Raw genomic sequence first — 15,751 nt, forward strand, 5'->3', positions numbered from 1 at the left:
TTTGTTGCTACTTTACATACCCTTTGCGGACCACGCAATGGGGCAAATCATTGCGACTCCTATTCATGAATTGACTGATAGCATGCGCCTCCATCCGAAACCGGCGCTTATCCTGATTTCCACCACTTGGTGCACTTATTGCCAGATGCAAAAAGCGCAGTTACGAAAAAATAAGGCTTTCCAGTCCGCCTCCCGTCAATTCTATTTTACGGAGTTTGACGCCGAGTTTAAAGAAGACATTCCGTTCAACGGCACCACTTACCGGTTTAAAAGCACGGGGATAGCTACCGGAACCCACGATCTCGCTTTTGTCTTGGGAAATCTGGCTAACAAACTAACACTCCCTACTTGGGTACTTATCGATGAAAATTTTGAAATACGCCTCAAATATCCAGGTCTATTAAATCCAGAAGACCTGAATAGCCTGCTTGATGCCATAACCATTTCACAAGCACAAAGCAATAATTTAACGCGAAACGATAAAAAATAAAACAAATATTTGGAATAAAGAGAAAAATTGCGTTTCTTGCAACGAATTTAACAGCTACCTATGTTAAAATATTTGACGCAAGCAGCGATCTGCTTGTTTGTATTGGTGTCTGCCTGCGAGCCGAACAGTAGTGAATCGTTGGAGCCTGTTCCAACGGAGCCTAAGGATATTCCTTCGGGAAAGGAAGACGATGACTCATCAGATACGTTAATAGAAACCGATTCCACCATCATTTTAGCATTAGCTGAGGTCAATGCATTACGGCAAAAAGGCTGTAATTGTGGAGATCAAACCATGCCGTCCACATCCAAGGTGACCTGGAATGCTGCGCTTTACGCTGCGGCATTAGCCCACGCAAAAGACATGCAACTAAACGACTATTTCAACCACACCAGCCCATCCGGTGAAAATGTATACCATCGCCTCATCAAAGCAGGTTACATCTCCACGAGCAGCGCAGTGCTGGCCTATGGTGAAAACATTGCTTTTGGCAAGTTCGATACGGAAACAGCCGTACAGAAATGGTTTGAAAGCCCGAGCCACTGTGCAAACCTCATGCGTGACACGTACAAAGAAATGGCCATCGCTCACGATGGCAACTATTGGGTACAGGTCTTTGGCGCAAAGAGGGAATAAAACCGTAAAACCCATCGAAATTTTTCCCTCCCGTGTAGCAACCAGCCGCCCTTTTCCGTTTAGGAAAAGTAGACTTTATGGCTCATTGGTTGTCAATATGTTAGCCAAACCTTTGTTTCCATGGTTTGTTAAATAGTGTTAAGGAATTAATTAATTGATTTATTTAAATAACTTTGCAGCTCGCAAGGTTGAATGTGAAAATTATGAAAAAGATAAACGTATTACTGGTGGGATTGGTGGCAGTTGGAATGTCTTCATGCTTACGGGAGGATGATTTCGACCCTGCTGCACAACAAGAGATTGAAAAACCCATCATAGAAGCATATGCCAATGAACACCTGAATGTACCACGATTCCATGAACCAACGGGAATATGGTATGAAATTATCCAACCTGGCGATCCAGCTTCCTATCAATATAAAGTAGTACCACGTCAAGACAATCCCTCTCAATTGGTCATAGAAGCTCCTACTGTACATGTAAACTATACGGGGAGGCTTGTTCAGACCAACACAGTCTTTGATTCTAACGATGATGAAGATGGCGCAGAAATTTCCTTAGCCAATGTCATTCTTGCATGGCAAGCTATCTTTTTTCCGAAAGAAATTATCTTTGGTGAAGACGGAGAATTATTGGACGAACCTGTTGATTTTGGGGGAATTACGCAGGATGGCCTGAAGGCTGGTGCAGTATTCCGTATCGTGACGCCTTCGAGATGGGCTTACCAAAATAGGGGACAAGGAACAGTGCCTGCCAATGCGCCATTATATTTTGAGATTACTGTCCTTGACATTAGCGAACCAAGCTCAAACAATCCATAAATCGTTTACGATACATAAAATAGTTATCCCTTATATACTGATGATCAAATCAACTCCTTGTCTTGTAGCAGGTTTCGCCGCCATCGCATTTTTAATGGGGTGCGAAAAGAAAGAATACCAATCGTTTGAAGAACTGGACAATGCCAATATCCTTGAGTATATCCAACGAAACAACCTCAACGTAAGCCAATACAAGGAGACTGACTTGTTTTACCAAGTATTGGAGGAAGGTACAGGCAATCCGATTGACTTCACTAAAACGTTCCCAGTAGTGTATACCGTAAAAAGCCTGGATGGCGCGTATAATTCGGGCGATACGTTGAGCTTCAATAACCGATATGCAGACTATTTCGGGTACTTTCCGTTCGGATCTTCTGCTGCTGGTACAGCCACTGTAGAACGGACAGGCGATTTCAAGGAAGTCATCCGTGAAATCCTCCAAAAGACAAATGGTAAAATCCGTATTATCGTCCCTTCCCGTATCATGTATGGCCGTAATGGCGTACCCAGCCAAGGGATTCCCCCAAATGCATCGCTGGATTATGTGGTGACTGTGCATGATAATTTTGAGGATTTCGAGGACGATTGGGTTATTCCAAATATGATCAAACGTGCTGGATTGGCTATTGACGAGTTCACAAAAACGGAAGACGGCATCTACTACAACATATTGACGCAAGGCACAGGAGACGCAGTTCATGTTGATTCAACACTCACCTTAAACTACACACTAAAAAGGCCAGACGGCAGCATAGCGGAATCCAACACGGATTACGAGGCTAAATTGACCGATTTGATTCCAGCGTGGAACAAAGTTATTCCGTTGTTGAATAAAGGTGGCAAAATACGTTTCTTTACACCAAGTACACAAGCATACGGTGCTTCAGGATCTTCCAATATTCCATCATATGCATCACTTGATTTCGAAGTGGAAGTGAAAGACGAATAAAACAAAAAAATAAAAGAACCTTAAAGCCCGCGGACTTAACACCCCGTGGGCTTTTTCATTTACCTTCCCCTATACCTCCCCCCATCGAGCACAGCCTGGGCGTCCGTAATACCGAGCAATTCCGTCAATGTCGTTTCCGGATGTCGTTCCATGTATTTCCGCACAATCTGCCAGCCGATAAATATACCAAGCTTAGGGGCCGATTCGTTTTGATCGCCCAGTTCAGGTGTAAAAGGCGCTTCACCCAAATACTTTTGGATACGGTTATAATCGGTCTCGTAGAGCAGGTTCTCCTGTAGGATCCACGCCCAGATATCCCGTTCGAAACGATTGGCCCATTCCCACTGCTGGCTTGTATAACCGATTTTCAGGCTATCTGCCACATCGGGCATCGCCCTTTCCATCACATACAGCACTTTGCCTTGGTAAACCATGTGCTGCAGCAGGGATACATCCAATTCTTGCTGGGGAAACAGCTCTTCACGAATGTAGCTCTCCGTCACCCTCGGCACGATATTTTCCGGTGTGAACCGCCGGGCAAGGTAATAAGGGATACTTTCCCGCAGAGCGGGATAAAATTTTGAATCGGCCCCAAGAAACATATCCAACCCAATGCCGATATAATCCTCGCCGATGGGGGTCTGCACCGCAAACCCGGAAAAGAAAGCGACAAATCGCGGGATATCGATAGCCGGAAAATAATACTTAAGGTGTTTGAATGCATCGGTCAACCCAGTTTCCTGTGCCTCCATGCTTGGATAGGTATCATACACGCTGGCTTTTAATGCCTTAAAATCATCCGTTGCAATTACCCGTTCCAGCACCGACGCCAATTGAACAGTGTCCCGCGGATCGCCCGCCTCCAGTATATATTGCATGTAATCGGCATAGAAAGTGCCATAATAATTAAGCCATTCACTGTTTTTTTGAAGTATATTGCCGGAGTTAAGGCTGTCCAATGCCTTATCGAACCGTTCGATACTGACCTTAACATTGATGTGACTGACATCCACACGTTCGCGCCTACTGCACGAAAACAGCACGACAATCAAAAAAAAGCAATAAATTTGCGGTGCAGGGTTTTTGAGCATTATTTTTGTTCGTTAGCCGGCAGCGAAGTTAATGATTTTAGTGGGTATGATGGAACGCGGATGACGCGGATTGAACAGATTTATACGGATATACCAGACAATATGCAGCACAAGATTTTACCACGCTTTTTTTGGGCGTTATCGTTTTTCATTTTTGCTTTCAACCAGCAAAGTTTAGCGCAGGACTACTACAGCTCTACCTATCAGTATAAACCCGTATCCTTGGGGATTACGTTTTCGCCCAACGTGAGTTGGATGCGCTACGGCGATAACGACGGCTACGAAAGCAGCCCCAAATTCGGGTACGCATATGGTTTGCTTGCCGACTTTGCTTTTACGGAGAATTATTATTTTTCCACGGGGCTGCTCATCAATACCCTCAATAGCGAAGCCTCCTATCCGAATCCGATATCAAGTGTCCCGAATACCACCATCAAGACCGCATACCGACTCCAATATGTCGAAATCCCCCTATCCCTTAAGCTGAAGAGCACCATGCGGTATTTCCGTAGCTACTACGGACAATTTGGCTTCACAGGTGGGGTCAAGCTCAATGCGAAGGAAAAACCGGAAGATGCTTCACGCCGTACTTCCATGGGCGACGATGCAGATTTCTTCCGCCTGGCCTTACAGATCGGAGGTGGGATAGAATGGCAGCTCGATCACAATTTGACTATGATGACCGGTTTGAGTTTCAATAACGGATTTACCCGCACCATCAAGGAAGGTGATCCACGAAATTCATACGTAGCCTTCAATTTCGGCATCTTTTTCTAAGTATTACCAAACGTACCAAACGCAAACAACGGCATGATCATCGCCTTAGCTCAGCTCAACTACCACATCGGCAATTTTGATTGCAATACCTCGGCCATTACCTGGGCGATACAGGAAGCCAAAGACCACGGTGCCGACATCGTCGTATTCGCTGAATTGGCCATCGGTGGGTATCCGGCAAAAGATCTGCTGCGCTCGGACGCATTTCTGGATCGATGCGAAGCGGCCGTTGCCGAAGTCGCTGCCCATTGCCAAGGCATTGCCTGCATCATCGGAGCCCCAGTGCGCAACACCACGGGCAAGGGCAAGCCGCTTTTCAATGCGGCGCTGTTCATCGCCGAGGGTACGGTACAACACATCGTGCACAAGGGCTTGCTGCCCGATTACGACGTGTTCGACGAGTACCGATATTTCCAGCCGGCCGAAACATTCGGATGCATCCGCTACGGCGGGCATACCATCGCGCTCACCATCTGCGAGGATCTTTGGAACATTGCCACGCCGAAGCTGTATCGCAGAAGCCCTATGGATGCGCTACGCGAGGAAAATCCGGATATTATCATCAATATTGCCGCTTCCCCGTTTTCGTATAACCACCTGCGTGAGCGCATGGCCGTATTGGCTGCACATGCACAGCAAACACAGGCGCCGCTTTTATACCTCAATCATGTAGGGGCACATGCCGATATCATTTTTGATGGGCGATCCATCATACTCGATGCGTCCGGTGAATGTGTAGATCTGATGGTTTCATTCCAAGAAGACCTGCAATGCTATGAACTGAAGGGCAAGACCATCACTCCCTTGCATGAGACGCACACGGTACAGCCCCCGCTCGATACGCCGCTCATCCACCAGGCCCTGTTGCTGGGTATCCGTGATTATTTCAGCAAATCGGGTTTCAAAAAAGCCGTCGTTGGATTATCCGGCGGGATAGATTCTGCCGTAGTGGCCGCGCTTGCGTGCGAAGCGCTCGGCCCTGAAAATGTAATGGCCGTGCTCATGCCATCGGTTTATTCAAGCGACCACTCCATTGCCGACGCCTTGGAGTTGGTGCGCAATACAGGGTGCCATCACGAAGTCATCCCTATCCAACCCATGGCAGATGCATTCAACGACAGCCTTGAAAAAACGTTCGGTGGATTGGCTCCTGATCTGACGGAAGAAAATATCCAGGCACGCATCCGTGGGACCTTATTGATGGCGTTTTCCAATAAGCTGGGTTATATCCTGCTCAATACATCCAACAAAAGCGAGGCTGCCGTGGGGTATGGCACCTTATATGGCGACATGGCCGGGGCGTTGGGTGTCATTGGCGATATCTATAAAACGCAGGTTTATCGACTGGCCGGATATATCAACCGCGAAAAGACCGTTATACCCGAACATACCATTAGTAAACCACCGTCTGCAGAATTACGCCCCGGACAAAAGGATAGCGACTCGCTACCGGAATACGAACTATTGGATGCCGTACTTTTCCAGTACATTGAAAATGAAAAAAGCGCGGCGCAAATCATCACTTTGGGGTTTGATGAAACGCTGGTGCACCGGGTACTCAACCTGGTAGATAAAGCCGAGTTTAAGCGCTACCAAGCACCTCCGATATTGCGCGTAAGCAGTAAAGCCTTCGGTGCCGGGCGGGCCATGCCTTTGGTAGCCAAATACCCGTTGTAGTCGACAAACAAGGCCTCTATTGATTAAACCATCGCCCCAATCCACAGTCTAATAGTTATAAAAACTGATTATAGGAGATTGTAGCCATGAAACGGTCATTGTTATATATTGTCCCTTTATTGGTATTGGCATCTTGTTCGTCTTACAAGTACCATACGACCAAAATACAGGGCACTGATTTTTCCCAATATCACACATACGGATGGCTTCCTCCGGTAGATTCACTGTCTAAGTCTTATTTCGATAACGACATCGCGCAAGCAAACATTATGGAGACAGCAAACCGCGAGTTGGAAGCCCGAGGATTGACCTATTCAAAGGATAATCCGGATTTATTATTCCGGTATATCGCCATCGTAAACAACAAAAACCGTCCGCTATACGGCGGATACCCTTACGGACCATGGGGCTTCTGGGGTTATAATCCGTGGATGTGGGGCCCGGGATGGGGCTTCGGTTACGGATATGGCTGGAACCGGCCGGTTGGCCAAGAACGCTACCGGGCTGGCCATATCATCATTGAAGCGAAAGATAGGCGAACGAATACCGTGATCTGGCAAGCGCGTGGCACCGGAGAAGTGAGAAACCCCGAACAGGCAATCAATAAATTACCTGAAGTAATCACCGGCGTGATGAACCAGCTTCCTCTAAAGGCGATTGATCGCTAAATCGAAGGCCTCAGGGTGAGGTAAAAGGGCACGCCTTCGTGGCGCTTGGAATTGTCCAGAATAAGCTGCGCGGCCACCTCACCCATGCGTTTGAAATCCGTGGATATCGTAGTAATGCCATTGAGAATGAATTTTTTTAATGGCGTCTCGTTGTACGAAATAATCCCCACTTGTCTGCCAATCTGCAGTTTCAGGGATATCACCCGGTCGAGCAATTTTACCAGATCATCTTCCATAAGATTGATATAAACTTCCCCCTCCGATATCGGCTCTTCCAAAATGTCGCTGACCAATAGGTGATTAAATGCATATTGTTGGCAGAAGCGGTAAAACCCCTTAATGATGCCCTTAGGAAAATAGCTTTTGTCGGGGAAAATGAGTTTCAGCGTATGATATTTGCTAAGCTGTTCTTTTGCCTGCTCCAACGCATGGTAGATGTCTTTTTCAAAATCCTCATATACAGCAGCATATTCGCCATCGACATCCGGCACCAATTTGTCCAACAATACCAGCTTATCTTTGGGAATTGTATTAATAATTTCCGAAGCCTTGTCACGCCCTTCAATAAAATGAGGGATGATGACATAATGTGTATATTCCTGCCTGAGGTTTTGCAGTAATTTTCTGAAAAGCGAGAGGTCATTGTTATATACATAAAAGTCTACAGCGGCATCGCTGCCAATAGCTTGTACAAACGCATCGTAAACAATCTTCTTATGCGCACTCAATTTGTTAAAAAACAACACGATTTGAAGTTTGCGTTTAAAATCTGCATTGGTGATGTAGTAGCCCTTGCCCGGGACTGAACCCAGCACGCCGAGTTGTTTGAGGTATTTATACCCTTTTTCTGCCGTATCACGGGATATTTCCAATACGTAACTCAACTCATTGATGGACGGAAGCATATCGTCCTTTTTGATCTTGCCCGTTTCTACTGCCGTGACAATCGCATTCGCCAATTGCAGGTATTTCGGGGTGGCGGAATATTCGTTAATGTGAATGTGCTCAAACATGCCTGAAAGTTTCATACCGATTTAATTCGTAGCATAAATTAGGACAGGGGCTATAGCGTTCTCATCGTTAAAAATAAAACGTTAAATCGATATTGTCATTAATTTATTTAGTTAATTTCACGCGTCCTGACATTGGTCAAGTCGGCTTGGCCATTGCCGCTATATAACCTCCTAATCATCGTAATGCTGTGTGGCATACAATAGTACGCAAGATAGGGAGGATAGCCGAAAGAAGTGTCCTGTGCTTACATGGGGGATGGATATCATGCAAAAACGCTGTTCAAAATCAAATCTTTAACAGCGACCGCCTCCATCTCGCCCCCTTCCTGTTGCGTGTTTGTGATCAGCACCGGATAGTAGGTTTCCGGAATATGCGTTGTCCCGTGCGAACCCTTCACCAACGTGGCATCCAAAGGAATGACATCCAGCACGTAGCGGAATCCTAATTTTTTCCGCAGCAATTTGTATGCTGCCCGTAGCTTGGAGGTCATGAACATCTCCACGGGGTCATAGCCCGGTTTCTTGTGGATATCCACCACCCGGGCATAGTCCGGTGCAAGGTTGTCATCCAGCCAGAAGTAGTAGGTAAACCAGCTGTCGGGCCTGGCAATGGCAACCAGGTCTCCTGTCCGTTCGTGGTCAATGTGTTCCGCTTTTTTTCCGGCATTGTCCAACAATTGGTCAATACCCTCCACATTTGCTAAAAGCGCCATCACGCGCTGCTTCACTTTCTCATCCTTGGTATAGATGTGGGCGATCTGGTGGTCGGATACGGCAAACGCCTGTGAAGCTCCCGCATCCAACAATTCCAATCCACGCTCAATACGGATGTCCAGAAGGCCTGCCTCACGCAATATCCGGTTGATGTGCACCGGGCGCGATACCGGTACGATGCCATATTCTGAAAGGATGATGATGTTTGCCCCCCGTCGCTCGTAAAAACTCACTAACCGCTCCAGCAACGTATCGATTTCCGTCACTTCCTTACCGATCTTCGTCAAGTCCGGGCCAAACTTTTGCTGGCAGTAATCCAAGTGCGGCAAGTAGACCAAGCTCAGGGTGGGGTTGTATTTCTCCTCGGTATACATCGCTGCCTCGGCAATCCATTGCGACGACGCGATATTCGCTCCCGGCCCCCAAAAACTAAACAGCGGAAACGGACCGAACCTCGCTTGCAACTCGTCACGCAGCGACGCCGGATACGAATAACAATCGGGGATCTTCCTGCCGTCGGCCAAGTAATTCGGGCGGGGCGTCACGGAATAGTCGGCCCCGCAATACATATTGTACCACCAGAAAAGCTGTGCGCAGGTAAAATCGGGATTAAGCCGCTTGGCTTCATCCCAAATGGATACCCCCTGCACAAGTTTGTTGGATTGCTTCCAGAATTTTATTTCACTGTCTGCCTGATCATACCAGCCGTTGCCCACGATGCCATGTCCGGCTGGCCAACGCCCTGTCACGTAAGTAGATTGCACAGCCGTAGTGACTGCCGGCAACATCGGCCTTATCTTCGTCAAGTGGTTTCTTTTCAGGTAGGCTGTCAAAAAAGGAGTCTTATCGCCAATCAATGCCGACGACAGGCCTACGACATCCAAAACAACGGTTTTGTTCATACTACTTCAAATTCATGGATCACCCAAAGCAACTCCCGGGAGATCGAATCCGCAATGGGCAATTGTAAATCCCTGGGCAGCACGCCCCACGTATAGGTTTCTACTTCCAGGTGGTGGGTCAGTTGCCGATCATGCTGCATGTGCAACACTTCGATAATATCGGACTGCGTAGATTTTAGCAGCCCAAGGTCTTCCAGAAATACCGGCACATGGAAATGTGACCGCCACTCCACGGCACCGTCCTCGTATAAAGCCCCCTGTGCTTCAGGCAAGTCCCTAAAACGGTGCACATTGCCATCCCGCTGCTTTGCAAGTACTTGGTGGAGGTAGGTAGGCTCATCAAAAGCCATGAATGCCTCGCCGATGGCGAGCCGCTCGCTCTTATCCACTGGCAACTCGGCCTTGATGGCTGCGCTGATTTGGAACTTACCTATTTTTATGCCATGGCGGTGGAGTTGGTCAGCAACTTCTTGATGGCTTTCATACCCCAAGGCAAAATGGCAAACGTCATAACAGAGCCTTATGTGGTCTTTCAGTGCGTCTTCCGCTTCAGCGTATGTCATCCCCAGTCGTTCCGTCAGGCTGGCCGCGCCCATGGGGACCAATTCCTGCGTAAACCAGGCAATGAATTCCGGACCGGTTTCCAACACCCCGTCGGGTTCCGGCTCGATATCCAAATGCAAGGTCTTGCCCGATCGTTGCCTTATGTCAATCAGGTAAGCCGCTACATCGACGATTTGTTGCGTAGCACGCTTCCGCATATCCGTCCACTGGCTTGCCGTGTCCGCATACCCGTGGCGGTATCCCAAAGGCGACGTGGAAATACCCCCATCCATGCCACCGGGAACCAGCTGTTCGAGGATGTCAAACAGCCTCAGGGTATAACTCAGCCGCTCCGCTGTCATCCAGTCGGGCGTATGCACATGCGCCTTCACCACGTCACCATGGAACGCACCAAAAGGGAAACCATTCATCGTGAAGACATAGGCATCCTGGCTCAAAAGCCAATCCTTGAAAGCGCGCAATTGCGACGGCTCTTGCAAATCCCGGCTCGCCAAGTCCGACAGCCGCAAACCGATTCCCAAGGGGTCGCTTGGCGACACTTGTTGCTTGATCAGCGGAAAGGTTGCTTTCAGGATGTCGAAATGGTCTTGCCAGCTTTCCCCGCCATGGATATTGGTACAATAGGTAAGGTGTCCGTATTTCGTCAGCATGGCTTTACAATTGAACTTCAAAATCGTTTTGCAGCATAGAAGCAGCGGCAAGCACCCTGCTGGCATCCATCGTATGGACCTCCATCCCCTTCCCGATGCCTTGCAGTAGCATAATGGTGAGTCTTCCCCCCAGGTGTTCCCTAAATTCATCCAGCCCGATAAGCAACGGATGATCAGTACCTTCTGCATCCAGCAGCGGATGGAACACCGGCAAGCCCAAGGCTTGCAGCAGTTGCACAATGCGTTGTGCATCGGCATGGGTCAGGTAGCCCATTAAATAGGAATAGCTACTATCCAAGGCGATGCCGATGGCCACGGCTTCGCCATGCATGACTTCAAAACCGGAGAGTTGCTCCAACTTGTGGGCGCTCCAGTGACCAAAGTCCAACGGCCGGGATGAGCCGAACTCAAACGGATCTGCACCTGCAATATGTTGAAGGTGCAATTCTGCACACCGATAGACGAGGTATTCCATCGCGTCGGCATCCCGGTTAGTTAATGCGCCCGCATGTTCGGCAATCCATTCAAAAAAAACGGCGTCCTTTATCAATGCCACTTTTACCGCTTCGGATATCCCCGAACGCCATGCCCGATCCGACAAAGACTGCAAAAAAGAAAAGTCATTAAACACGGCAAACGGCGGACTGAACGTACCGATGAAGTTCTTTTTACCTAAATAGTTGATGCCATTTTTTACGCCTATCCCTGAGTCATTCTGGGACAGTACCGTAGTCGGGATACGGATATGCCGGATCCCCCGGTGGGAAATAGCAGCCGCATAGCCTACCGCGTCCAATACAGCCCCGCCGCCGATGCCGATGACATAAGAATGACGGTCTATACCATGCCTATCTACCGCATCGATAATTCGGTCGACAAGGGTATGATCATTTTTAGCCTGCTCCCCACCATTTACCACCATCAGTTCATCGGCCAACACGATGCCCTGCAGCGATTCAAAATACGCACGGATCTCCTGCAAAAGATTTACATGGTGCTCCACCACGCCATCATCCACCACCACCAGGGCTTTGGCCATGATGTCCGTAGCATGGCTTGCAAAAAAACGGGCCAGCACAGGATTGGCTATGGAAAACAAGGCCTTGGTAAAATGTACCTGATACCGGTAGGCCACCGTAAACGATTGATTAATCGATTCCTTAATCATATGACACATTATTCACTATTCATCACGCTTATTGCGTTCAAATCCCCAAAAAAGTCCGTTAAGTAACCGAAAACATTTTTGACAACCAAATGGATATCGGAAAAAGTGACAATACGACGACGGTAAGCCCCCATAAACCAGCGGCAGCGACCCAAACAGCATTCATGAAAATCAGTGCGAGCACACCATATTTAACGGACTTGCGGATATCCAGTGCGGCGGTCGTTCGGATAGCCTTCAGCAATGGCAGGTATATCATCACGGCAAAGAGCATCAGCACGACCACGCCTAACCAACGCTCGCTTTTCAGGATGCCGAAATAGGCAATGAGCCCGATGACGACGGCGTATAGCACGGCCGAAAACAACAGCGGACTTTTTTTGCCGCCATGCACTTCTCCCCGGCTGATGGTGGTGACTGCCGCAATGTAGATGACCGGTATGCCCGCCAGCATCCAGGTTTCGGGCAGGGCAGTGGAAAACAGGCTCATCCCCAATAGGAGATTCAATCCCCTGCACAATCCCATAGCAATAGGGCCTACCACGACGTGGTGCTTGGCCCATTTGTCGTACAACATGCACATCAATACGATGGAGATCGCTATCAAGCATGAAATGCAGCCCAAGAAACCCGCTGCAAACACCCCCAATGCAAACAAGGCAACGCCAAGCAAAGCAGCGTGCTTCCGCGGTACCTTTCCACTTGGGATGGGGCGTTCCGGCCGTTCCATGGCATCCAGCTTGGCATCGAACACATCGTTGAATACTACGCCGCCACCGTATAGCCCTATCGTAGCCAATACAAGCAGCATCCATGACGCAGCGGGGTGTTGCCACGCACCATCAGCCAGGTAAAGCGTAGCAATAGCAGCCCCTGCTATCACATCCGATACGGCCGTGACGACATTTGCAGGCCGCGCAAGCTGGATATATGCTTTCCACACAATGCCCATTTGCACGGTTAGGAGATGATAATAGAATCGGTATCCCGCCGGGGTTGTTGCCCACCCCGCAGTATCGAGTTGCCTGCAAACTTCTTGCCCTGATCAATGCTTGTCTTTTCGTCAAGCAGGGCTTCGTCCAGCTGCCCGCTTTGGGAAAATGCTGCCAAGGCGTTTTGGTAGCACACCTGCTCAATGGTTTCCTTGGGTATCCCGCTTTTGACCATCAGTGCAGCGGTTTTGGGTACCGCCAACGGGTCGCTGATTCCCCAGTCGGCCGCTGAGTTGACCATGATACGTTCCGGCCCATACTGCCTGACAAGTTCCACCATTCGTTCATTGCCCATCTTGGTAAAGGGGTATATCGTAAAAGCAGCCCAAAAACCTCTATCTAATACTTCTTTGACCGTTTCTTCCGTATTGTGGTCAATGATCACCATTCCTGGATCCAGCCCATGTTCGAGGGCAATATCCATACTCCGGGAAGTGCCTTTGGTTTTGTCACGGTGGGGGGTATGCACCTGTACGGGAAGCCCCGCTTCTTTGGCAAGTTCCAGTTGCAGCCGGTAATATTTCTCTTCAGCCGCAGTCTGGTCATCAAAGCCAATTTCACCGACACCCACTACCCCCTCCTTGTAAATGAAAAAAGGCAGTAATTCCATGACCTGTTCAGCCAATGCTTCATTGTTGGCTTCGCGGGAATTCAATCCAATCGTACAGAAATGTTTTATCCCGAACTGGGAAGCCCTAAACCGCTCCCAGCCAATCAGGCTGCTGTAATAATCCCTAAAAGTATCAATACCCGTACGGGGTTGTCCTACCCAGAAAGCCGGTTCGATGACCGCAATTACCCCGGCATCGGCCATCGCCTGGTAATCGTCTGTCGTCCGCGAAACCATATGGATGTGCGGATCGAAAAACCGCAGCCCTTTCACCAAATCCAGTTCCAACGCTACCCGCTGTCCCATCGATGCCCGATCGCGCTCGTTATAATTACACATATGCTTCAATTAGTTTGATCCAGCCAGTCATCCCACGGTGTACCTGCTGTATCCAATAAATCCGTTAATTCGCTATTCCTTGTTATAAAATCAGCTGCCGGGCCAAAGTTGCTTTGCCGGAAAGCATACACAATCGCCTTGTGCGTCAAAAGCGCCATATCTTCCTGCAAGATCTGCACCATCAGCTGGTGCGCACGGTCATCCAGGTATGGGGCAGCCAATATCCATAGCATGGGATTGATATTCCTTTTGGCAGCATGGAGCTCATAGGCATAGTCTACCAACGCCTGCGCCAGCCGAAGGTTGTTACGTCGTTTTAGTCCAATGATGTTGGGGATGTCCTCATCTGTGAAAAATGCCTTCAGCACCAGCTGGTTCCATGCCCCTTCATCCAAAAACTGGCTTGGGTAGTGGTTGTTGACGATGATAGCCTGCCTTACCGGAGCCATATTACTTCGGATGCCTTCCATGCAACGAAGCTGCCATGCCGCTGGATAGTGGTAGATAGGCAATGCCGCATAGAGCGCCGCCAGTTCTTCCACGTCGCCGTAGCTAAACAGCCGCTCTATCAGCGATAGGTAGCTTGGCTGTTCCAACGCAGGAACCCTCGTCAGTACCCAGACCCGTACCAGCCGTACCAACGGCCAATCCTTTACCACCAAAGGCAATGGAGCGGTTTCTGTATGGGTTGGTCCATCCAACGTAATAAATTCCGCTTTACCGGCGGATTTGACCGTTCGGGGAATCGCTGTAAAGATCCTTGCCAAGGTATTTGGCTGCGGGTCGGCAATAAAATGGCCTACCTGATCGCGCAAAGCTTTCCATTCGCCGTCAGCGACATAGGAAGCCACTTGATTGGCAAAGCTGGCGTTTACATCGTTCATAGGGGTTATGAGATTCCTGTTAAAGGTTTTTCAATCGTATATTCCTGAAGGCAATTTTCATCGGCGGACCAACGTGCACCTGAAATCCCATCAAGCCTTCAAATTTACGATTTTTCTCGTCATCGTCAACCACTTCACTCATTAATGTTCCATTGATGTAATGCTGTAAGCGGTTTCCTGTTGCCACAATGCGGAGTTCATTCCAGTCCTCGTGTTTGATAAGTGTCTTCAGCGAATCGCGCCCCCCTAATGAGCCGGTTTCTACCCCTGCCGTCCAAATATTGCCCTTGGCATAATCACTGATTTCCCCTTCTACCGGTGGGAGATGCATTTGTTGGCCCGGAAAGGCCAATATCGTACGGCCACGTTCTTCATAATTCTGTCCGGTATACGTATTCGCAGCATCAATATCCGCTTGGTATCCCCGCAAGGCAAAAGGGACGTCGGGCAGCTCTTCGCTCCGGTAGTTAAACCCGCTATTACCTTGCCCGGTCAAACGATACTCGGCTATCAATTCAAAGTCTGCTGGCCGACCACCCTCCCAGATGATAAATGAATTTCTTTCCAGTTCTTTACCCGGTACAATTTCGCCGACGATGGCACCATCTTCCACGCGCCAAAGTGTCGAATCGCCACGCCATCCAGCCAGACTGGTTCCGTCAAAGAGCGCTACAAACTCCTCTTGGCCCATTGTGCTCACCTCCTGCTGGTTGCCCCCTGAAGTACAGCTTATGAACGCCGAAACCAACAACACAAATCCTCCGGCGCTTATCCAGCTCCGGAGGCAATTTCCTGATCTTAACATC

At 48.8% G+C, this 15,751-nt stretch carries 16 protein-coding genes; 7 read left to right on the top strand and 9 right to left on the bottom strand.

Translation table 11 applies throughout. From position 1 onward, the window contains the following. The first annotated feature begins 4 nt into the window (after positions 1-4). The 4 genes from BMW65_RS00585 to BMW65_RS00600 all read left to right on the top strand — a co-directional run bounded on the left by BMW65_RS00585 (position 5) and on the right by BMW65_RS00600 (position 2,896). Positions 5-490, top strand: coding sequence for a thioredoxin family protein (locus BMW65_RS00585; protein WP_177180942.1), 486 nt, complete (start codon positions 5-7; stop codon positions 488-490). Positions 491-550: 60 nt separating this feature from the next. Next, complete coding sequence (locus tag BMW65_RS00590; protein ID WP_090601955.1) at positions 551-1,126, top strand: CAP domain-containing protein; 576 nt, start codon at positions 551-553, stop codon at positions 1,124-1,126. Positions 1,127-1,329: 203 nt separating this feature from the next. Beyond that, on the top strand, positions 1,330-1,947 hold the full coding sequence (locus BMW65_RS00595) for an FKBP-type peptidyl-prolyl cis-trans isomerase (protein WP_090601956.1): 618 nt from the start codon (positions 1,330-1,332) through the stop codon (positions 1,945-1,947). A gap of 40 nt (positions 1,948-1,987) precedes the next feature. Then, entirely contained in the window at positions 1,988-2,896 is a 909-nt protein-coding gene (locus BMW65_RS00600; protein ID WP_177180943.1) for an FKBP-type peptidyl-prolyl cis-trans isomerase, read from the top strand. A gap of 59 nt (positions 2,897-2,955) precedes the next feature. On the opposite strand, the gene gldB is transcribed toward BMW65_RS00600, so the two are convergent. Next, positions 2,956-3,987, bottom strand: a complete 1,032-nt coding sequence (gene gldB, locus BMW65_RS00605) for a gliding motility lipoprotein GldB (protein ID WP_090601959.1) — start codon at positions 3,985-3,987, stop codon at positions 2,956-2,958. 60 nt (positions 3,988-4,047) lie between these two features. Here gldB and BMW65_RS00610 point away from each other — a divergent pair, with 60 nt between their 5' ends. From BMW65_RS00610 to BMW65_RS00620, 3 genes are all read left to right on the top strand, one after another. Further along, positions 4,048-4,764 (top strand): porin family protein, encoded by a 717-nt coding sequence (locus tag BMW65_RS00610; RefSeq protein ID WP_090601961.1) that lies wholly within the window; start codon positions 4,048-4,050, stop codon positions 4,762-4,764. Positions 4,765-4,797: 33 nt separating this feature from the next. After that, positions 4,798-6,441, top strand: a complete 1,644-nt coding sequence (locus tag BMW65_RS00615; RefSeq protein WP_090601962.1) for an NAD+ synthase — start codon at positions 4,798-4,800, stop codon at positions 6,439-6,441. A gap of 86 nt (positions 6,442-6,527) precedes the next feature. After that, positions 6,528-7,109 carry a DUF4136 domain-containing protein gene (locus BMW65_RS00620; RefSeq protein ID WP_090601964.1) on the top strand — a complete coding sequence of 194 codons (582 nt, stop codon included), beginning with the start codon at positions 6,528-6,530 and terminating at the stop codon, positions 7,107-7,109. Here BMW65_RS00620 and BMW65_RS00625 read toward each other — a convergent pair. From BMW65_RS00625 to BMW65_RS00660, 8 genes are all read right to left on the bottom strand, one after another. Further along, positions 7,106-8,137, bottom strand: a complete 1,032-nt coding sequence (locus BMW65_RS00625) for a GntR family transcriptional regulator (RefSeq protein ID WP_090601965.1) — start codon at positions 8,135-8,137, stop codon at positions 7,106-7,108. The two genes, BMW65_RS00620 and BMW65_RS00625, sit on opposite strands and share 4 nt — an antisense overlap. A gap of 248 nt (positions 8,138-8,385) precedes the next feature. Then, positions 8,386-9,738, bottom strand: a complete 1,353-nt coding sequence (locus BMW65_RS00630) for an alkaline phosphatase family protein (protein ID WP_090601966.1) — start codon at positions 9,736-9,738, stop codon at positions 8,386-8,388. Continuing rightward, entirely contained in the window at positions 9,735-10,952 is a 1,218-nt protein-coding gene (gene eboE / locus BMW65_RS00635; RefSeq protein WP_090601967.1) for a metabolite traffic protein EboE, read from the bottom strand. The genes BMW65_RS00630 and eboE overlap by 4 nt, the downstream gene beginning before the upstream one ends. A 4-nt stretch (positions 10,953-10,956) precedes the next feature. Next, positions 10,957-12,120 (bottom strand): 3-dehydroquinate synthase, encoded by a 1,164-nt coding sequence (locus BMW65_RS00640; RefSeq protein ID WP_090601969.1) that lies wholly within the window; start codon positions 12,118-12,120, stop codon positions 10,957-10,959. 58 nt (positions 12,121-12,178) lie between these two features. Continuing rightward, positions 12,179-13,072: a UbiA-like protein EboC gene (gene eboC / locus BMW65_RS00645; protein ID WP_090601971.1), complete on the bottom strand. Its 894-nt coding sequence runs from the start codon at positions 13,070-13,072 to the stop codon at positions 12,179-12,181. 8 nt (positions 13,073-13,080) lie between these two features. Then, the gene (locus BMW65_RS00650) at positions 13,081-14,061 is read right to left on the bottom strand and encodes a TatD family hydrolase (protein ID WP_090601972.1); all 981 of its coding nucleotides are present in this window, start codon (positions 14,059-14,061) and stop codon (positions 13,081-13,083) included. A 5-nt stretch (positions 14,062-14,066) separates the two neighbouring features. Next, a complete protein-coding gene (locus tag BMW65_RS00655; RefSeq protein ID WP_090601974.1) occupies positions 14,067-14,945 on the bottom strand; it encodes an EboA domain-containing protein in 879 nt (292 codons plus the stop codon). A gap of 19 nt (positions 14,946-14,964) precedes the next feature. Continuing rightward, complete coding sequence (locus BMW65_RS00660; protein ID WP_090601975.1) at positions 14,965-15,750, bottom strand: 3-keto-disaccharide hydrolase; 786 nt, start codon at positions 15,748-15,750, stop codon at positions 14,965-14,967. Position 15,751: the final 1 nt, after the last annotated feature.

The sequence above is a fragment of the Parapedobacter koreensis genome (assembly GCF_900109365.1).
In the GTDB taxonomy this organism is placed as follows: domain Bacteria; phylum Bacteroidota; class Bacteroidia; order Sphingobacteriales; family Sphingobacteriaceae; genus Parapedobacter; species Parapedobacter koreensis.